Raw genomic sequence first — 17,990 nt, forward strand, 5'->3', positions numbered from 1 at the left:
AAAACGGGCGGAGTTTGATCTCCGCCCGTTTTGAATTACGCCTTGGCCGGTCGCAGCACGTGGGTGTGATCGGCGGCATAAAGCCTAGAGTCGGTGAAATCCTTCCGTCCGAACACCTCGCCGACCATGATCAGGGCTGTCCGCGTGATACCACTTCCTTTGACCTTGGCGCGGATATCGCCAAGGGTGCCAAAGATATATTGCTGGTCTGGCCAGGTCGCACGATAGGCAATCACAACCGGGCAGTCTTCGCCGTAATGCGGCGTCAGATCACGCACCACATTGGCCAGATTGTTGATCGACAGATGCACTGCCAGCGTCGCACGCGATTTGCCAAGTTCGGCAAGGCTTTCGCCTTCTGGCATGCTTGAAGACCGCATGGCGGTCCGGGTCAGGATCACCGTCTGTGAAATGTCAGGCAGGGTCAGTTCCGCCCCGATTTCAGCTGCGGTCGCCGCATAGGCGGAAACACCAGGCGTGATGTCATAGGGAATGCCCAGATCATCCAGACGGCGGATCTGTTCGGCAACTGCGCCATAGATCGACGGATCACCCGAATGCACGCGGGCAACATCCTGGCCTTTGGCGTGGGCGGCCTCGATCTCGGCGATGATTTCTTCAAGGTTCATCGGGGCCGTATCGATCACGCGCGCACCTTCTGGCGCACTTGTGACGATTTCTTCGGGTACCAACGATCCGGCATAGAGGCAGACCGGGCATTTTTCGATCAGGCGCAGGCCGCGCACGGTGATTAGGTCCGGTGCGCCGGGACCGGCGCCAATGAAATGAACGGTCATTATTCTGCCCCGTCTTTTTTGGAGGTGTCGTTTTTGGTGGTGTCGGTGCTGCTGTGAACCGGGGCTTTCGCCGCATCCGGCCCCTTTTTGGCGTAGCCGCGCGGGGTGTAGACCCATTCGTTCTCGCCGCGCGTGATGTGGCGGCTGTTGCTTGATCCGACCAGAACCGTGGTCAGCATATCGACCATATCGACTTCTAGTTTCGAGAGCGGAACGACTGTGATTTCCTCATCCGGACGGCCAAGTTGGCGACCAAGAACAACTGGCGTATCTTCATTGCGATGTTCCAGCAGGATATCGCGCGCTTTGGCCAGCAAATCACGGCGACGCTTGGAGACCGGGTTATAGAACGCGATGACAAAGTCGCCTTCGGCGGCTGATTTCAGACGGCGCAGGATGTCTTCGCGCGGTGTCAAAAGGTCAGACAGCGAAATCGCACAGAAATCATGACCCAGCGGGGCACCAATGCGCGATGCAGCGGCCTGAAGGGCGGAAATACCCGGCGATACCTGAACTGCGACCCGGTTCCAGTCAGCGCGGTCTTCACGATCAAGCAATTCGAACACAAGTGTCGCCAGCGCGTAGATGCCTGCATCACCCGATCCGATCAGGGCAACGTCCTTGCCGGTTGCGGCCAGTTCCAGTGCATGACGAGCACGGGCCTCTTCGGCACCCAGATCGGAATGGTGGCAATCCTTGCCATCGATCAATGGGCCCAGAAGATCAAGATACATCTGATAGCCAACGATATCGGATGCGCGGCCAATGAGCGCGGTGGCCTCTGGGCTGCGCCAGCCAATCTGACCCGGACCAATGCCAACAATTGACAATCTGCCTTGTGCCTTGCCGATGGTTTCTGGCGTGATGTCATCTTGGGACAGGGCAATCGCACAGGTAGATTTCTTGGTCTTGTGCTTGGGCACGATCAGCTTGCCGTTTGGCCCGACCGTTGCCAATGCCGCACCCTCGGCCACCCCATGGCAGCCGGTTTCGGCAAAGACGACGTCTGATGGCGTGACCAAACGGTCTGCTTCGGCCTCAAGGGTTGGCGCATCAAAGAAGCGGGCCGGAACGCCCAAACGACGGGCAAGCTCATGCACGGCTGCTTCGTCGGCTTTAAGTTCGATCGAGCTCACACAGGCAATTGCCTTGGGGCTCAGGCACTGACCAGCAAGCGTTTCCATCACCAGATCATAAAGATCATCAACCGGGCAGCCCCGTTCGCAGCCAACACCCAGTGCCAGAACCGGCGGGTGATAGGTAATCGCTGTTTCGGCTGCGTCACTGATGGCGTCGTCATTTGCACCTTCGCGCGCGGTCGCCGTGATCAGAATGGTGCCGTCTTCAGATTGCGCAATGGCACTGTTGGTCAGCCATGCAGCGGACCCTGCTTCGATCTCAATCCGGGCCGTTGCGCCAGCCAATAGGGCGGCCGTCGCCGGTTTGACGGTGTCAGGCGTACCAAGTTTCCAGCCAGCTGGCGGCTCATCAAGTGCCAGACCCAGCATCGCATCACCCGGTGTGGTGATGGCGGCATTGCCACCAAGTCGTTCAGCCAGATCGCGTGCCAAACGGTTGCCACCATGATGCCCACCCAAAAGCGGGATGAAGTTATCGCCTGCTTCGTCAACGGCAATGACGGCTGCATCCTGCCACTTGCCAGCCAAAAGCGGCGCAAGGGCGCGGATCAGGATGCCAGCAGCACAGACACCAATGATGACATGGTCCGATGAGAAAGTTTGTTGCAGATGCGCAATGGTGTCGTCAAAGGCGACATCAACATCATTGATCGAAACGCGCGTGCGCAGGCCATGCACCGATGCGCCCTGAAGGCTCGATGCGATCTTGCGCGCAGTCGGAAGGGCGCGTTGCGTGAGGCAGATGACCGCAATCGGGGCAATCGGATTGGTCGGCAAGGCCGGGCTATCTTGGGTGTTCTGGGCGGTCATCGCCATGCGTCTCCGCGACGGTGGATCAGGATCATGGAAAAATACGGGGCCTTGGCGTCTTCTGGCAATTCACCAAGCGGCACCATCTTTTGGGTTTCAAGCGTCGCACGTTCGATATAGCGCGCCCGATCTGTCAGGCCGAGTTCGTTGATCACGCCGCGCACCTTTGCGAAATGACGACCCAGTTTGATGATGGCTGCAGCATCGGTTTTGGCCAACTGTTCACGCAGACGATCTGCATCAAGCGGGCCCGGAATGACTTGCAAAACATCGTTCTTGGCAGCCAGCGGTGCGCCAAGCTGCGCAGCACAGGCCATCATGGAACTGACGCCCGGAACGGTTTTGACCGGATATCCGGCTTCGGCCAGACGGCCAAACAGATACATGAAGCTGCCATAGAAGAACGGGTCGCCTTCGCACAGCACGGCAACGGTTTTTCCATCGGCCAGATGTTTGCCAATTTCGATGGCTGCCGCGTCATAGATCGGATCGGCGGGCTTGCCCATTTCGATGCGAATGGCAATTTCAATCCGGCCTTCGGGGATGTGCGGATCAACGATCTGACGGGCAAGGCTTACGCCATCTTCGAGCGCTGGATAGGCAATTACATCAGCCTTTTGGAGGATGTTATAGGCCTTTAGCGTGATCAGATCGGGTTCACCCGGCCCAATACCAAGACCATAGGCCGTTCCGGGAACCGGAAGGCGCTCTGCGGTCAATTCCGCACTGCTCATGCTTTAACTCCGAGGTAATGGGTCACCGGGGCCAAGTTGCTCCAGCCCTTGAAATTGCCGCGCGGCACCAGTCGGGAAACCGACAGGCGCGACAGGGTGCCACCCATTTTATTATAGAAACGTAACAATTTTTCTTCGCCTTCCAGCGTCACCGTATTGGCAACCAGCCGACCATGGATCGGCAGCAGTTCCCAACAGGCTTCGAGCAGGCCTTCATTGGTGATGCCCCCACCGATGAAAATCGCATCAGGCTTTGGCAGCCGATCCGCAAAGGAAAGCGCTTCTTCGATGGACTTCTGTTCGATGGCAAGGGTCGGGACGCCAAGACGAATGGCGTTTTTCTTGATCATCACGCAGCGTTCGGCATCGCGTTCAATCGCAACAGCACGTCCGCCCATGCGTTTCCATTCAATCGAAATTGATCCGCAACCCGCACCCAGATCCCAAAGCACACCGCCATCAAACGGGGCAAGTGACGCCAAAGTCTGCGCGCGGATTTCCGATTTCGTAATCATGCCATCATGAATGAACGCATCATCGGGAAGACCTGGCCCCTTTGGCAAAAGCTTGGCATTTGGCCCAGCTTCCAGATCAATCATGATCAGGTTCAATGGATCGACCGATTTGACATCGGGCATTGATGTTGCTGTGGACTGCCAGGTGCGTGCTGTTTGCGTCGTAATGCGTTCTTCCGGCCCGCCAAGACGTTCGCACACCGACATGCGGCTTTGATCAAATCCGGCTTCACACAGCATCACTGCGACCAGCGCCGGGGTTGAGCCATCAGCACTCAGCGCGATCAGTTTGCCATGTGGGCGCAGATGGGCGCGCAGCGTTTCGGGATCGCGGCCATGAAGCGTGATGACATCGCATTCGGCCAAGGGCCAACCAAGCCGTGATGCCGCCAATGAAATGCTTGATGGCGCCGGGATTGCGTATATCGGATCGGTTCCGAAATATTTAATCAGTGTGTTGCCCACGCCGAAATACATCGGATCACCACTGGCCAGAACCACCGGGTTCTTATCAAGGCAATCTTCGATCAGCGGCAGATTGGCCTCAAAAGGCGTAATCCATTTGTTTTGGGTGGCCGTGTTTGATCCGGGCAGCATCGCGATATGGCGGGTACCGCCAAAGATGATGCTGGCATTTTCAAGGATCTTTTGTGCCATTGGAGACAGGCCGTCATAGCCGTCTTCACCAATGCCAATCACCGTGATGCGTCCCTTGATCGGGGCCTGTTCGTTCATGATGCACCCCCGGATTTGCGATCACGCGTGCCATCGGGTGTGGTTTCATCATCACGTGCAAGCCTAGCCAATGCGTTGACTGTGGCAGCCGTAACCGCACTGCCGCCAAATCGACCACGCAGGGTGACGAACGGAATGCCGTTGGCATGTTCGATCAGGGCATCCTTGCTTTCAGCGGCCCCGACAAAGCCAACCGGCATACCGATAATGAGGGCAGGCTTCGCCAAGCGACCTTCATGGATGGCTTCGAGCAAATGGAACAGTGCCGTTGGCGCATTGCCGATGGAGATTATTGCACCTTCGATATGATCTTCCCATGCCTCAACCGCGGCGGCAGAGCGAGTGGTTTCCATACGGGCGGCGAGATCGTGGGTATTGCCGTCATTTAACGTGCAAAGAACCGCGTTTTCATTAGGAAGCAGGCGGCTGATGATGCCATGGCGCACCATCTCTGCGTCGCACAGGATTGGTTTTCCGGCGCGAAGGGCGTTGGAAGCTTTTGCGACAACATCACCGCCAAAGGCGATCTGATCGGCCATTTCGACCATGCCACATGCATGAATGATGCGCACGGCAACCGGGCGTTCGTCATCTGAAAAGCGCGCAAGGTTTGCCTCAGCCTCGATCGTGGCAAAGCTTTTGGCGTAGATTTCCTGCGGGTCACGCAGATAGTCAAACATTGCCGCGCCTTTCAGAGGGTCGGGGTCGACTGGTCAGGAACCGGTCGATTTGTTCGCATCGCCATGATCGTGGGAATGGCTGTGTCCATGGTCATGGCTGTGATCGTGACTATGACCGTGATCGTGGCTGTGGCCATGATGATGACCATGACCATGACCATGACCGTGGTGATGGTGGCCGTGGCTATGCCCGTGGCTGTGACCATCGGTGCCAATGCCCATCACATGATGGTGGTGGCCAACCTGCGGGGTGCCAACATCGCCTTCATAACCAATGATCTGCTCGCGATATTTGCACAGCTGACAGTTCATGTTGTTGTCGCCGGTATCGATCTCGGCGAGACGTTCGGCAAAGCTTTCAAGCACCATCGGATGGTCCTTGAGATAGCCTGCCTTGATGAACTCGACATCGCCAAATTCAGCGGCAACTTCGTCGGTATGGCTATAGATGCGGTCGATCAGAATGCCGGCAAACAGGAAATACGGGAAAACGACAACGCGCTTGTAACCAAGCTTCATCGCTTCGCGCAGGCCCGCATTGACGCGCGGATGTGCAACGCCGGAATAGCTGATTTCGGTACGGCCAAAGCCCATGCCTTCTTGCAGCATGCGTGCGACTTTATAGACGTTCGAATTGGCGTCCGGATCGTTCGTACCGCGCCCAACAACCATCAGAAGCGTGTCCTTGCGATCGATGCTGTCATCAATATCGGCAATGGCTTCTTCGATGCGGTCTTTTGCAGCCATCAGAAGTTTGGGATCAATCGCCAGATCGCGACCGAACAGAACTTCGATATCCGGGTTTTCATGGGCGAAGTTGTTCACTTCGCTCGGCAGGTCATTTTTGACGTGGCCAGCGGCGAACAACATACCCGGAAGGGCATATATCTTTTTGTGGCCAAGCGCTTTGAGTTTTTCAAAGCCATCACGCAGGATCGGGTGAGCAAATTCGAGAAAGCCGCTTTCGACATCATAGTCGGCCAGGTGGGTCTGTTTCATCGTTTCAACCATGGCGTTGAACTGTGAAACCGCGCGTTCATCGCGCGAACCGTGACCGCAAATCATTACTGCGCCTTTGGGGGACATAAAAGGCTGCTCCTTTGTCTCTCTCTGATGGTGTTCTTCGCAATACGCGATCTGCGCGATTGCGGTACCCGATGCCACCCCCGTTTTCACCGATTGGCCTGCGGAATGCAAGCGGCAGGTAACAGAAGATGTATCGCAGGTGGCGTGGGGGGCGAAAATACTACTTATTGTGGGCGTGATGCCGCCCGATATCGAAGATGTAGTGGCAGGTGAAGTATCCTTTGACGTGGGTTTTGACGCAAATTGCCATCAAATGCGGGCAAACGCGAACCGGGCTTTCTTATTGTATGATAAAAATAAAAATCGTATGAAGTCTTCTAGCAAAGCAATCACGCCATGGCAAATCGTCATGTGGGATTAGGGACTTATCCAAAGCCCGGTCATAGTGATTGACGCGCCTGACTTTGCCGCGCACATTGCGCCAATGGACCTGTCATTTGCTGAATTTCTGATCCCGGTATCTGGTTTTTCCGGACCGCTATTCACGATACTTGTGCTTGCACTGGTGTCCGATTGGGTGTTTGGCGATTTCCCGTGGCTGTTTTCGCGCATTGGCCACCCGGTGGTCTGGGTTGGCAATCTGATCAGCTGGTTTGAAAAACGCCTGAACCGCCCGGAACGCAGTCCCAAGGACCTGATCCTGCGCGGTGCTGTGACCAGCTTAGCTGTCATAATCACCGCAGGTCTGTTTGGTGCATTCGTCCAGTTCATTTCCAGTTTCGGCGAAATCTTCCTTTTCTTTGAGATATTGGTCGTTGCGGTTCTCATCGCGCAGAAAGGGCTTTATCAGCATGTCAAAGCGGTTTCTGTCGCGCTGAAAAAGGATGGTCTTGCGGGCGGGCGGTATGCCGTTTCGATGATTGTCGGCCGGGACCCGGACAAACTTGATGAAGCCGGGGTCAGCCGCGCTGCCATTGAAAGCTGTGCCGAGAACTTCTCGGATGGGGTGGTTGCCCCGCTATTTTGGTATGTGCTGGCAGGACCGATTGGCATTTGCGCCTATAAGGCGATCAACACCCTAGATTCCATGATTGGCCATCGAAGCGAACGTTATTTGTATTTCGGGCGCTTTGCTGCACGGCTTGATGACGTTGTGAACTTCATTCCCGCAAGGATTTCGGGCGGGGTAATCTGCCTTGCCGCATTTCTTGGCGCAAAAACGAATGGCAGGGCCGCATGGCATACGATGCTGGCGGACGCCAAGAAACACAAATCACCCAATGCCGGTTGGCAAGAGGCCGCCTTTGCAGGCGCGCTTGATTTCTCGCTGGCAGGGCCGCGCCAATACGGGGATGAGATCGTTGATGATCCCTATATCGGAACGGGTCGGCGGGACCTTGATGCTGCGGATATTGATCGCGCACTTCGGCTTTTTGGCTTGGCTTGCCTGATCAATGCTGCCTGGCCGATTATCCTCAAGCTTCTTTGGGTCGGGGCATGAGTATCGGGCAAAAGCCAAGTGAACTTGCCCATGGCGCGCTTTTTCTCGATCACGCCCTAAAGAATGCCTTTAACCGCGAAATCCTTGATCGGGCAGAAAATCTTGGCTTTTCGGACTGGTGGCTGGCGGCAGGGTGTCTTGCCCAAACGGTGTGGAATATCCAGTCTGGCCGTGCGTCGGAGCATGGCATTCTTGACTATGACCTATTTTATTTCGATCCCGATACGTCATGGGCGACGGAGGATAAGGTCATCTCAAAAGGCACTGAGTTATTTGCCGATTTGCCCGTCACGGTCGAAATTCGCAATCAGGCCCGTGTGCCGATCTGGTATCCGGAGAAATTCGGGATAGAGTATGGTGTTGTGGCGGCGGCCAGTGACGGTATTGACCGCTTTGCCTATCAAACAACGGCGGTCGGGGTGCGCAAGGTGGATGCTGGCAGCTCAATTGATGCCTACCGCATCTATGCACCGTTCGGCTTGGACGCATTGATCAATCAGCGCATCGTGCCAAATACCCGTTTACCCATTCGCAGGGTCTATGAGCAAAAGGTCGCTCGCTGGAAGGAGATTTGGCCGGAATTGGACGTCTTACCTTGGCCAGAAGGTGATCGGTAAAGGTCCGAAAAAACGACCTAGTCCTTGTCTTTATTCATCCGGGCAATGGTGGAGGTGGTTGAAAAGCCATCTTCAAGATTGGCCAGCACGACCTTGCCGCCATAGCCATGGACGATTTCGGCACCGACAACCTTATCAATGGTGTAATCGGCACCCTTGACCAGAATGTCAGGCTTGATCGCTTCAATCAGGTTGATAGGCGTGTCTTCACCAAAAATGACCACACCGCTGACAGTTTCAAGTGATCCCAGAACGGCTGCACGGGCGGCTTCGGACTGTACCGGGCGACTTTCACCCTTGAGCCTCTTGACAGATGCATCGGAATTAAGCCCGACAATCAGGCGATCGCAATTGCCACGTGCTTGTTTCAGAAGGCTCAAATGACCCGGATGCAAGAGATCAAAGCATCCATTGGTAAAGCCGACCTTATACCCCTTGCGGCGCCAGCGTTCTGCGCGATCCACCATGCGATCAAGCGGCATCAGTTTGGCCTCACCAATCATCAGGTCATGATGATGCAGGGCCGAAACCAGCTCGTCCGGATAAACAATCGCTGTGCCGATTTTGCCAACGACGATGCCCGCTGCAACATTTGCAATGCGCGCGGCATCAGCAAGGCTTGAGCCGGCGGCAATTGCGGATGCAAGGCAGGCAACAACCGTGTCACCAGCACCGGACACATCAAATACTTCGCGCGCTTCGGTCGGCAGATGGATTGCGTCACCATCCTTGGTAACAAGGGTCATGCCGTCCTGGCTGCGCGTAAGCAGCACATTGTCGATCCCGCATTCGGTAATGATCTTTGTCGCAGCCGCAATTGCATCTTCATCGCTATTGACCGCAATCCCGGTTGCGGCCTGTGCTTCGGCACGGTTTGGCGTAACCACCGTGGCACCGCGATAGATGCTGTAATCGCTTCCTTTTGGGTCGACGATCACTGGCTTGCCGGCTTTGCGTGCGGCTGTGATGGCCGCAGCAACAACATCGGCATGCAAAACACCCTTGCCGTAATCCGACAAGATGATGGCTTCTACGTCTGGGGCCAGTTGGCCCGCGAGTGCTGACAGGTTGCTTATGGTTGCTACTGCGATGTCTGAAGTGGTTTCGTTGTCAGATCGCAACAATTGTTGGCCGCTCGCGATATAGCGGGTTTTAATGGTGGTTGGACGGTTGCGTTCGGTCTGGATATAGGGCTCAACACCCTTGTCATTAGCGACATATTCCATGACTTCGCGACCTGGAAGATCATCACCCACCAGCGACAGGAACTGCACAGAAGCACCCAACGCAGTAGCGTTGCGCGTGACGTTACCCGCACCACCGAGCATCGCGCTTTCGCGTTCGACCCGAATGACCGGGATCGGTGCTTCGGGCGAGATGCGATTGACCGAACCATAGACAAACCGATCAAGCATGACATCGCCAATGCACAGGACTTTGGCGTTGGTAAGCTGTTCTACCTGTCGGGCCAGATGGCTGAGGTCAGTCATGGTATCTTGTCTTCGTTCTGTCGTTTGGTTCTGCAGTGATTGGGTAACTTGAGTGCGATTACTTCTTGGTCAGGCCAAGGGTATGTTCCAGCGCACCAACCAGCATCTGCCCGATCTGGATATGCATTTCCTGAATGCGCGCCGTGGTGTTGCTTGGAACAATCATCAGCGGATTACACAGATCGACCATGTCACCACCCGTCTTGCCAGTCCAGCCGGTTGCAATCAGGCCCATTTCCCTGGCTTTGGCCAAACCAAGATTGACGTTCTTGCTGTTGCCTGACGTTGAAATGCCAATCGCAACGTCATCAGGGTTGCCAAGCGCTTCGATCTGGCGCGAAAACAAATGATCAAAACCGAAATCATTGCCGATCGCGGTCAATGCGGAGCTATCCGTGGTCAATGCAATTGCTGGCAGGGCGCGGCGATCATGGATGTAGCGTACCGTGAACTCGGTTGCGATATGCTGTGCATCGGCTGCTGATCCACCATTACCGAAAAGCAGCAGCTTGTTGCCGTCATTGAGCGCGTCTGTGCAAATCTCGACCAGTTCAATGAACGCGTCACGGGTCGCTTCGCGGGTTTTGTTCACCAGATCAAGATGCTCGTCAAACTCGGCATCGAAAAAGGCTTTGATATCCATTACGCGTCCAAATCCTGCAGTAAGTCGTGTTTGCGGTGCGCTCTTATTGGTTGGGTGAGAAGGTAAAGTTAACGCCATTGGTTACCAAAACGCGTTTGCGTCGCCACATGTCGTTTATAACCCTGTCACTCAGATATGAAATCGGGCTGAAACTAGCAGCTTGGTTGGCGGAAAGCTACGACTTATCTTTTTCGCATCATGGGCAAAATCAGACATTTTCGCGTTTGGTTTCAATATGCATGAATGCTAAATACATAACCTGTTAATTGACAGTCGCTAAGATCTGGCGGACAGGGTTTCAGTCTGATTCCGATAAAACAATAATCTGGTCATTGCATTTATGTCTGATAGCACACTTCCATCGCCCGAAGCCTTCCTGGTCGACTATGTGCGACGCCTTGAGCGGCGCAAGGAAGGCGTTGGTGCGATCCATGTGCATTTCTCAAAGCTTATGGCCTTTAACCGCCGCGATCATCATATCCGTACGGCGATTGCAGCGTTCGAGGAAATCGTGCCGGAAGTCACCGGGCGTATCTTTACGCTGTCCAACCAGGATCTGATCTTCATCTTTGATGCGGCCGAGATGGATGAGGTTAATGCCGTCATCTTCCGTCTGAAATTCCTGTTTAACGATGATCCCTTGATCAGCGATAACAAGGATGAAAGCGGTGCACCGGCGAATTTCACCGACTATTTTGATGTCGGGCAGCAATATAAAGAATTCCTGCACCTCACCCAGTTACTTGTGCGCTCGAACGCCAATCGTCCGCGCGTGGTAAGCAAGGCTGCCGAACGTCATAATGACCATCCGGAATTTGGTGATGATCGGGCGCCGCTGACGCCAAAGATTTTGGGGCGTATTGATGAATCACTGCGTCGTGCGGATCTATCCAACCTGATGCGGCGTCAGGCGATCTGTGCCGTGGTTGGTGATGCCAACCCGACACCGGTTTTCCACGAGCTGTTCATTTCGATCAAGGATCTGCAGGAAACGCTTCTGCCGGATGTGAATGTTCTGTCAAACCGCTGGCTGTTCCAGCATCTGACCGAAATTCTGGATCGCCGCATGTTGTCGCTTCTGACACGCAGCAACGATGCTTCGGTGACCGGCTCGGTCAGTATTAACTTGAATGTCTCGACACTTCTGTCGCCGGACTTCCTGACGTTTGATAGCAACGTTAAAGCAGGTCAGCGCGGGACGATTGTTCTGGAGCTGCAAAAGATCGACATCTTTGCCGATCTTGGTGCGTTCTTCTTTGCCCGTGATTTCTGCCGTGATCGCGGTTATCGCATCTGTATTGATGGCATCAGCCACCTGTCGCTTCCCTATATCAACCGCAACAAGCTTGGCGTTGATATGATCAAGATGATCTGGGATCCAGAAATGGAGAATATGGTTGAAGAGCATCGCGATGCCATGCGTGCAGCAGTTGCTGAATCCGGTGATACCCGTGTGATCCTGTGCCGTTGTGATGATGAACGGGCGATCAAGTTCGGTCATTCGATCAATATCACCATGTTCCAGGGCCGCCATGTCGAGCAGCTGATGAACGAGCGAACAAAGAAATAGCGCCGGGGTTCCAGCGCTATTTCTTACTCATCAAAACTCTTCGCACTTATTCTTTGCCGTCAATCCCGGCTTTCTCGAAGGTTGCCATGCCGTTGTGGCATTCAGCCGCCGCACGCAAAAGCGGGATGGCAAGGGCTGCACCCGATCCTTCGCCAAGACGCATGCCAAAATTGATCAAAGCCTGCTTGCCAAGCTTTTCAATCAAGCGGCGATGGCCGGGTTCGGCCGAAACATGCCCTACAAGGCAATGATCTAGGGCGTCTGGTCGAATGGCGGCAAGGACCGCCGCCGCTGCACAAGAGACATATCCGTCCAGAAGAACCGGGACATTTGAAAAGCGTGCGGCAAGGATCGCACCGGCCATAGCAGCAAGTTCACGCCCACCAACACAGCGCAAAACATCAAGTCCGTCATGCATCTGGTTTTTGTGCAAGATGATGGCATCGCCAACCACACGGGTTTTACGTGACAGGGTATCGTCATCAATGCCGGTGCCCCGTCCGGTCCAATCTGCAGCATCGCCACCATAAAGCGCATGAGAAATGGCTGCGGCCGAGGTGGTGTTGCCAATCCCCATTTCACCGGGCACAAAAAGATCAATTCCCTTTTCAATCGCACTCATGCCAAAGGCCATGGCTTCCGCGCAGCCTTCGTCATCCATCGCCGGTTCCTGGGTGAAATCGTTGGTCGGGATCTCAAGGGCGACTTCCATCACGCGCAGTTCGGCATCAACCGATTTGCAGATCTGATTGATCGCAGCCCCGCCATTGATGAAGTTTTCCACCATCTGCTGGTTCACGCTGGCCGGAAAAGCGGAAACACCTTGCGCGACGACACCATGGCTTCCGGCAAAAACAGTTACACGCGGACGCGACATGCGCGGGCGTGATGTGCCTTGCCAGCCTGCAAGCCAAAGACTGAAATCCTCAAGCCGTCCCAAAGACCCGGCAGGTTTGGTCAAGGTCGGTTCGCGTTCAATGACAGCGGCCCGGGCCTGCGCATCAGCAGCCGGAAGTTCGGCAAGAAGTGCCCGGATCTCATCAAGGTTTTGCGGCGGGTGCTTGGGATTGAACATCATGGTCTCCGGCTGGCGGCAATTTGTGTAAGGCGTCTTCCGCTTGGCTTCTGAGGATGTTGGGATTAGGTTCACAAGCCAGTTTTATGGGACGTTCCACCGACAAACGCCGCCTGGGTCAATCAAGCATGGCGCAAATTCGGTGAGGTGTAGCAGAAAATCGGCCCCAAACTAGGCTCATGCGCAACAGATTGCCAGTTCGAAAATCGGAATTTGATGGTGTCCGAAGATCATAACCAAAACGAAACAAACATGCAAAGCTCAGATGAGCATACCAAAAATACGTCGGCAAATGTCGATGAAGGTGGGCGCTATACCTATGCGGATGCTTCGCTGATTTCCGATTTTTGGCGGGCTATGGTGCTGCTCAGCCGGGTGCCCGTCCTTGATATCGATGATTTCCGGTCGGTGATGATCGCGCGTTCCGTTTGGACCTGGCCGCTTGTGGGCCTGTTGTTGGCGGGGTTGGCTTTGCTGCCAGCCATGCTGGTGCATTACCTGACCGATAATGCCTTGATCTTTGCGATTTTTGCGGTTGCCGGAATGGTGCTTTTGACCGGATCGATGCATGAAGACGGCATGGCCGATTGTGCTGATGGGTTTGGCGGTGGTGTCGGACGTGCCCGCAAACTTGAGATCATGCGCGATAGCCATATCGGCACCTATGGCGTGGTTGCCCTGATCTTGTGTGTTGGCTTGCGTTTGGTTGTTCTCAATGGGGCGGCAAGCATAGGTCAGGCGGCGATTGCGTTTTTGATCATGGCGATTATGTCACGCGCGGCGATGCCGTTTGTCATGCGTATCTTGCAGCCAGCGCGCGATAATGGCTTGGGCAAAGGGGCTGGACGACCCGGATGGGTCCCGATCCTTGCCGGGATCGCGATTGCTGCGGGCCTGTGTGTTGTGCTGGGCGGTGTTTTTGTGACTTTGGCCGTGATGCTTGGGGCTGCCATTGCGATTGCCTTGGTTTCACTGGTGGCAAGGTGGCAGATCGGCGGGCAGACAGGTGATGTGTTGGGGGCGACCCAACTATGTGCAGAGCTTTTCATCGGCATTGCATTTATCGCCATGATGAATGTGCTGTGATGCTATGATGCGTACCTGACGTCGCACATATTTACAGTCGCGCGTTATGGGTTGGGCCGTTTCGAGGATACCATGAAAAAAGTTGAAACAACCCGCTGGTGGCTGGTCCGCCATGCCCCCGTGATCAATCCTGAAAAGCTGGTCTATGGCCGAAGCGACATGCCAGCGGACCTGTCTGATGAAAAAGCCCTGCGTGCGCTTGCCCGGCATCTGCCGCGCGATGCTGTTTGGGTCACAAGCCACCTTTCGCGAACCCTTGATACCGCGCTAAGGCTTCAGGAACTTTTTGACGAAGATGTCACGCCCCAACGCGAAACCGGATTTGCCGAACAGCATTTCGGCGCGTGGGAGCTTCAACACTGGAACGACCTTCCCAAAGGTGAAACCACCCAATTCTGGACCGATTTTGCCCGACAACATCCACCCAATGGTGAGAGTTTCTCGGACGTTGTCGAGCGGGTCGGACCGCTGTTTAGCCGCCTGAACCGATATTGGGCGGGGCGCGATATTGTCGCCGTTATTCACGGCGGAACCGTGCGCGCAATCATGGCCAATGCGCTCGGCTTGTCGCTTGAAACCGCACTTTCGTTTCATGTCGACACCCTTGGCCTGACGAAACTTGAATATATTGATGGCGTGGATGAGCCGGGCTGGCGTGTGACAGCTGTTAATCAGCGTTTCTGATTGCGGATCGGCAGAAATGAAAACAGCATCAAACCGGTTTGGCTTGATGCTGTTAAATGTTGGTGGCCAAAGTACTCAAAAAAGCACTTAAGCGTCAGGCTGATTTCAGTTCAGCATTGGCGCTGACATCTTCCTGCGCATGTTCCGCAAGATAGCGGTCAACCATATCGGCCGTAACATCATGCTTTTCGCAAATCGCTGCGATATCTTGCAGATAAGCTTCGTAATACGGCACCGGTCGGCTGCGCGATTTGTTGCGCAGTTTTGCGACATTCGGGAAATCTGCTGCAAAGGACGTGTTTTCAATCACCTGAATGACATTGTCATCGATGATGGCCGCCGACATGCCGCGATATGTTTTGCCACAGGCTGAAAGCATCTTGCTGGCTGTCGGCACAGATATCCCCGGCTGTGCTAAAAGCTCGTTGAGTTCTTCTTCGCCAAAATCGCGGATCGTCATCAAGGTGATGAGGGTCGGCAGGTCACGCACCAAAAGCGACAGGGCATTTACCCGGATACCACGTGAATGGGACCAGATGATTGTCGCGATCACGCCCTTGGACGGATCAAGCGCGAAGATATTGCGAACGTCCCGACGGGCGAGCGTAATGTCGTCCTCGGTTGCGTATTCTTCCAGAAAGTTTTGAAAAGACCGGTCGGATGTCGTCAGGCGATCCAGCAGACCAAGCCACATGTCCTTACGCGAAGAAGTGATCCAGGTTGGTGTTTTCAGCTTTCGGATTTTTGGTAGTTGAGCACTAATTGCCATCTGATCTTGCAAAATTCCAATTTACCCCAAGAGTTTAGCGCCACAGATTTCTGCGGCCGACCGGGTTATGATTGTTATGTTCCCGGCGATCACGCCCGATGGCAGAGCGTCCTGCACGAATTCAAGCGTGATAATATGATGTTCTCTTAAATGACCCGCCCTCTCAAGCAGGCAATTCTTACAAATACTGACCTTCCGGTTAGGGTGCAGTGGCCGAACGGAGAATGGCCTTTGGCTTGGCAAACAAACCTGATACGTTCGCCAGACCGTTCGGTGATGGGAAATCGGTGCGATGCCGATGCTGCCCCCGCAACTGTATCGGGTTGGGCAATCTGGGTTTTTGCGATCTTGCAGAACCAGCCACCGGGAAACCGGGAAGGCAGATTGCTTTCATGCCCGCAGCCAGGAAACCAGCCGAAGGTGTCACTGCGAAAGCATGGTGGCGACGCAATCGGGCCTCGGTGGGAGGCCATGGCGAGGAATGTATGGGATGACCCAAACGATACGGCCTGCCGGGACGCATTTGATCTTGGGCGGTGCCAGATCCGGCAAAAGCAGATTTGCCGAAGACATCATCAATCAGGCCGGCGGCGGCTTCTATATCGCGACCGGGCGTGCCTGGGACGATGAAATGGCCAACCGGATCGACCTTCACAAACAATCACGTGGCAATCATTGGCAGACGATTGAAGAACCGCTTGAGCTTTGCGCGGCACTTCGAACCTGCAACACATCTGATGGCAAACCCGTTCTGGTCGATTGCCTGACCTTGTGGCTGACCAATCTGATGCTTGAAGACCGCGATATCGACGCCGAATTCACAGCCCTGTGCGAGCTTGTGCCAACACTGGACATTCCCATCCTTCTGGTGTCAAACGAGGTCGGTTTTGGAATTGTGCCGGAAAACGCGATGGCGCGTACCTTTCGCGATCACGCCGGACGCCTGCATCAACGTATTGCCGCATTGGCCGACCGGGTGACTTTGGTCGTCGCGGGCATTCCGATGCAGGTCAAATAGTAACATAAAGAATTGAATTTTAAGGAATTTAGAGATGGCACAATTGGGTAAAATCCCGGCAACCGTCATTACCGGTTTTCTGGGTGCCGGCAAAACGACTATGATCCGCAACATGCTGGAAAACGCCAATGGCAAACGCATCGCGCTGATCATCAACGAATTTGGTGATCTGGGTGTCGACCGCGGGATCATCAATGGCTGCGGCATCGAAGGCTGTGCGGAGGATGATGTGGTTGAACTGGCAAATGGTTGCATCTGCTGTACGGTGGCTGATGACTTCCTGCCAACCATTCAGGGCCTGATTGACCGTGAAACACCGCCTGATCATATCGTTATCGAAACATCTGGCCTGGCGCTGCCAAAGCCGCTGGTGAAGGCGTTTAACTGGCCTGAAGTTCGCTCGCGCGTGACGGTGGACGGTGTTGTGGCCGTTCTGGATGGCGCGGCCCTTCGTGATGGCTTGTTTGCCCATGATCATCATGCGGTTCAGGCCCAGCGCGAAGCCGATGAGAACCTTGATCACGAAAGCCCGCTTGAAGAACTGTTCGAAGAACAGCTTCTGTGCGCGGATATGGTCGTTTTGAACAAGACTGACCTTCTGAGCGATGAAGAACGCATCAAGGTCGAGGCGGATATCCGTGCCGAGCTGAAAAAGCCGTCGGTCAAGATTATCGCAACCGAGCATTCCCGCGTGGAAAACGCCATTCTGCTGGGCCTTGGTGCCGCAGCCGAAGATGATCTTGATAGCCGCCCAAGCCATCATGACGATGGTCACGAGCATGATCACGACGATTTCGACAGCTTTGTTGTGTCGCTTGATGCGATCAATGACCCCGAAGCACTGGAAAAGCGTCTGGTCAATGTTGTGCGTGAATTTGACGTTCTGCGCATCAAGGGCTTTTTGGATGTTCCGGGCAAACCAATGCGCCATGTGGTCCAGGGGGTTGGCGAACGTTTCCAGCGTTACTTTGACCGTCCGTGGTCGGATGGTGAAAGCCGCCGTTCAGAACTGGTCGTCATTGGCCTGCATGGCATTGACCGCGATGCAATCGAAGCGGCCATCAAGGCTGCTTGATCGCCTGCGCGATATTTAATCTGGAA

General features: G+C 54.8%; 17 protein-coding genes and 1 riboswitch. Of the genes, 7 read left to right on the forward strand and 10 right to left on the reverse strand.

Annotation, left to right across the window (positions count from 1 at the left end; genetic code table 11):
• Positions 1-35: 35 nt before the first annotated feature.
• Genes cobM through ACMZ66_RS02615 form a run of 6 tightly spaced genes read right to left on the reverse strand, consistent with a single transcriptional unit; the run spans position 36 to position 6,496 of the window.
• Positions 36-797, reverse strand: a complete 762-nt coding sequence (gene cobM, locus ACMZ66_RS02590) for a precorrin-4 C(11)-methyltransferase (RefSeq protein WP_416934127.1) — start codon at positions 795-797, stop codon at positions 36-38.
• On the reverse strand, positions 797-2,746 hold the full coding sequence (cobJ, locus tag ACMZ66_RS02595; protein ID WP_416934129.1) for a precorrin-3B C(17)-methyltransferase: 1,950 nt from the start codon (positions 2,744-2,746) through the stop codon (positions 797-799). Before cobJ ends, cobM begins: the two co-directional genes overlap by 1 nt.
• Entirely contained in the window at positions 2,743-3,480 is a 738-nt protein-coding gene (cobI, locus tag ACMZ66_RS02600) for a precorrin-2 C(20)-methyltransferase (RefSeq protein ID WP_416934131.1), read from the reverse strand. Before cobI ends, cobJ begins: the two co-directional genes overlap by 4 nt.
• Positions 3,477-4,730 carry a precorrin-6y C5,15-methyltransferase (decarboxylating) subunit CbiE gene (gene cbiE / locus ACMZ66_RS02605; protein WP_416934133.1) on the reverse strand — a complete coding sequence of 418 codons (1,254 nt, stop codon included), beginning with the start codon at positions 4,728-4,730 and terminating at the stop codon, positions 3,477-3,479. Before cbiE ends, cobI begins: the two co-directional genes overlap by 4 nt.
• Entirely contained in the window at positions 4,727-5,410 is a 684-nt protein-coding gene (locus tag ACMZ66_RS02610; protein WP_416934135.1) for a precorrin-8X methylmutase, read from the reverse strand. The genes cbiE and ACMZ66_RS02610 overlap by 4 nt, the downstream gene beginning before the upstream one ends.
• A 33-nt stretch (positions 5,411-5,443) precedes the next feature.
• Entirely contained in the window at positions 5,444-6,496 is a 1,053-nt protein-coding gene (locus ACMZ66_RS02615) for a sirohydrochlorin chelatase (protein ID WP_416934137.1), read from the reverse strand.
• 385 nt (positions 6,497-6,881) lie between these two features.
• Here ACMZ66_RS02615 and cbiB point away from each other — a divergent pair, with 385 nt between their 5' ends.
• Together cbiB and ACMZ66_RS02625 are read left to right on the forward strand one after the other, a co-directional pair.
• Positions 6,882-7,937 carry an adenosylcobinamide-phosphate synthase CbiB gene (gene cbiB / locus ACMZ66_RS02620; protein WP_416934139.1) on the forward strand — a complete coding sequence of 352 codons (1,056 nt, stop codon included), beginning with the start codon at positions 6,882-6,884 and terminating at the stop codon, positions 7,935-7,937.
• A complete protein-coding gene (locus ACMZ66_RS02625) occupies positions 7,934-8,554 on the forward strand; it encodes a nucleotidyltransferase family protein (protein ID WP_416934141.1) in 621 nt (206 codons plus the stop codon). The genes cbiB and ACMZ66_RS02625 overlap by 4 nt, the downstream gene beginning before the upstream one ends.
• 17 nt (positions 8,555-8,571) lie before the next feature.
• On the opposite strand, the gene rfaE1 is transcribed toward ACMZ66_RS02625, so the two are convergent.
• Together rfaE1 and ACMZ66_RS02635 are read right to left on the reverse strand one after the other, a co-directional pair.
• Positions 8,572-10,044 carry a D-glycero-beta-D-manno-heptose-7-phosphate kinase gene (rfaE1, locus tag ACMZ66_RS02630; RefSeq protein ID WP_416934143.1) on the reverse strand — a complete coding sequence of 491 codons (1,473 nt, stop codon included), beginning with the start codon at positions 10,042-10,044 and terminating at the stop codon, positions 8,572-8,574.
• 58 nt (positions 10,045-10,102) lie between these two features.
• Positions 10,103-10,687 carry a D-sedoheptulose 7-phosphate isomerase gene (locus ACMZ66_RS02635; protein ID WP_416934145.1) on the reverse strand — a complete coding sequence of 195 codons (585 nt, stop codon included), beginning with the start codon at positions 10,685-10,687 and terminating at the stop codon, positions 10,103-10,105.
• Between the two features lie 340 nt (positions 10,688-11,027).
• Between ACMZ66_RS02635 and ACMZ66_RS02640 the strand changes: the two genes are divergently transcribed.
• Entirely contained in the window at positions 11,028-12,257 is a 1,230-nt protein-coding gene (locus ACMZ66_RS02640; RefSeq protein ID WP_416934147.1) for a hypothetical protein, read from the forward strand.
• A 46-nt stretch (positions 12,258-12,303) separates the two neighbouring features.
• On the opposite strand, the gene cobT is transcribed toward ACMZ66_RS02640, so the two are convergent.
• Positions 12,304-13,332, reverse strand: coding sequence for a nicotinate-nucleotide--dimethylbenzimidazole phosphoribosyltransferase (gene cobT, locus ACMZ66_RS02645; RefSeq protein WP_416934602.1), 1,029 nt, complete (start codon positions 13,330-13,332; stop codon positions 12,304-12,306).
• 252 nt (positions 13,333-13,584) lie between these two features.
• Between cobT and cobS the strand changes: the two genes are divergently transcribed.
• Positions 13,585-14,418 carry an adenosylcobinamide-GDP ribazoletransferase gene (cobS, locus tag ACMZ66_RS02650; protein WP_416934149.1) on the forward strand — a complete coding sequence of 278 codons (834 nt, stop codon included), beginning with the start codon at positions 13,585-13,587 and terminating at the stop codon, positions 14,416-14,418.
• Positions 14,419-14,490: 72 nt separating this feature from the next.
• Positions 14,491-15,102 carry a histidine phosphatase family protein gene (locus tag ACMZ66_RS02655; RefSeq protein WP_416934150.1) on the forward strand — a complete coding sequence of 204 codons (612 nt, stop codon included), beginning with the start codon at positions 14,491-14,493 and terminating at the stop codon, positions 15,100-15,102.
• 94 nt (positions 15,103-15,196) lie between these two features.
• Here ACMZ66_RS02655 and ACMZ66_RS02660 read toward each other — a convergent pair whose 3' ends face one another.
• On the reverse strand, positions 15,197-15,871 hold the full coding sequence (locus tag ACMZ66_RS02660) for a hypothetical protein (RefSeq protein ID WP_416934152.1): 675 nt from the start codon (positions 15,869-15,871) through the stop codon (positions 15,197-15,199).
• Between the two features lie 238 nt (positions 15,872-16,109).
• Positions 16,110-16,305, forward strand: a riboswitch (cobalamin riboswitch).
• A gap of 56 nt (positions 16,306-16,361) precedes the next feature.
• Here ACMZ66_RS02660 and cobU point away from each other — a divergent pair.
• Entirely contained in the window at positions 16,362-16,889 is a 528-nt protein-coding gene (gene cobU / locus ACMZ66_RS02665) for a bifunctional adenosylcobinamide kinase/adenosylcobinamide-phosphate guanylyltransferase (protein ID WP_416934154.1), read from the forward strand.
• Positions 16,890-16,923: 34 nt separating this feature from the next.
• Positions 16,924-17,964 carry a cobalamin biosynthesis protein CobW gene (gene cobW / locus ACMZ66_RS02670; RefSeq protein WP_416934156.1) on the forward strand — a complete coding sequence of 347 codons (1,041 nt, stop codon included), beginning with the start codon at positions 16,924-16,926 and terminating at the stop codon, positions 17,962-17,964.
• Positions 17,965-17,990: the final 26 nt, after the last annotated feature.

The sequence above is a fragment of the Thalassospira sp. genome (assembly GCF_048059015.1).
In the GTDB taxonomy this organism is placed as follows: Bacteria; Pseudomonadota; Alphaproteobacteria; order Rhodospirillales; family Thalassospiraceae; genus Thalassospira.

What these genes read in the sequence shown, in the direction of transcription:
- cobM (WP_416934127.1), bottom strand. Translation starts at nt 797, where the DNA reads ATGACCGTTCATTTCATTGGCGCCGGTCCCGGCGCACCGGACCTAATC.
- cobJ (WP_416934129.1), bottom strand. Translation starts at nt 2,746, where the DNA reads ATGACCGCCCAGAACACCCAAGATAGCCCGGCCTTGCCGACCAATCCG.
- cobI (WP_416934131.1), bottom strand. Translation starts at nt 3,480, where the DNA reads ATGAGCAGTGCGGAATTGACCGCAGAGCGCCTTCCGGTTCCCGGAACG.
- cbiE (WP_416934133.1), bottom strand. Translation starts at nt 4,730, where the DNA reads ATGAACGAACAGGCCCCGATCAAGGGACGCATCACGGTGATTGGCATT.
- ACMZ66_RS02610 (WP_416934135.1), bottom strand. Translation starts at nt 5,410, where the DNA reads ATGTTTGACTATCTGCGTGACCCGCAGGAAATCTACGCCAAAAGCTTT.
- ACMZ66_RS02615 (WP_416934137.1), bottom strand. Translation starts at nt 6,496, where the DNA reads ATGTCCCCCAAAGGCGCAGTAATGATTTGCGGTCACGGTTCGCGCGAT.
- ACMZ66_RS02625 (WP_416934141.1), top strand. Translation starts at nt 7,934, where the DNA reads ATGAGTATCGGGCAAAAGCCAAGTGAACTTGCCCATGGCGCGCTTTTT.
- rfaE1 (WP_416934143.1), bottom strand. Translation starts at nt 10,044, where the DNA reads ATGACTGACCTCAGCCATCTGGCCCGACAGGTAGAACAGCTTACCAAC.
- ACMZ66_RS02635 (WP_416934145.1), bottom strand. Translation starts at nt 10,687, where the DNA reads ATGGATATCAAAGCCTTTTTCGATGCCGAGTTTGACGAGCATCTTGAT.
- ACMZ66_RS02640 (WP_416934147.1), top strand. Translation starts at nt 11,028, where the DNA reads ATGTCTGATAGCACACTTCCATCGCCCGAAGCCTTCCTGGTCGACTAT.
- cobT (WP_416934602.1), bottom strand. Translation starts at nt 13,332, where the DNA reads ATGTTCAATCCCAAGCACCCGCCGCAAAACCTTGATGAGATCCGGGCA.
- cobS (WP_416934149.1), top strand. Translation starts at nt 13,585, where the DNA reads ATGCAAAGCTCAGATGAGCATACCAAAAATACGTCGGCAAATGTCGAT.
- ACMZ66_RS02655 (WP_416934150.1), top strand. Translation starts at nt 14,491, where the DNA reads ATGAAAAAAGTTGAAACAACCCGCTGGTGGCTGGTCCGCCATGCCCCC.
- ACMZ66_RS02660 (WP_416934152.1), bottom strand. Translation starts at nt 15,871, where the DNA reads ATGGCAATTAGTGCTCAACTACCAAAAATCCGAAAGCTGAAAACACCA.
- cobU (WP_416934154.1), top strand. Translation starts at nt 16,362, where the DNA reads ATGACCCAAACGATACGGCCTGCCGGGACGCATTTGATCTTGGGCGGT.
- cobW (WP_416934156.1), top strand. Translation starts at nt 16,924, where the DNA reads ATGGCACAATTGGGTAAAATCCCGGCAACCGTCATTACCGGTTTTCTG.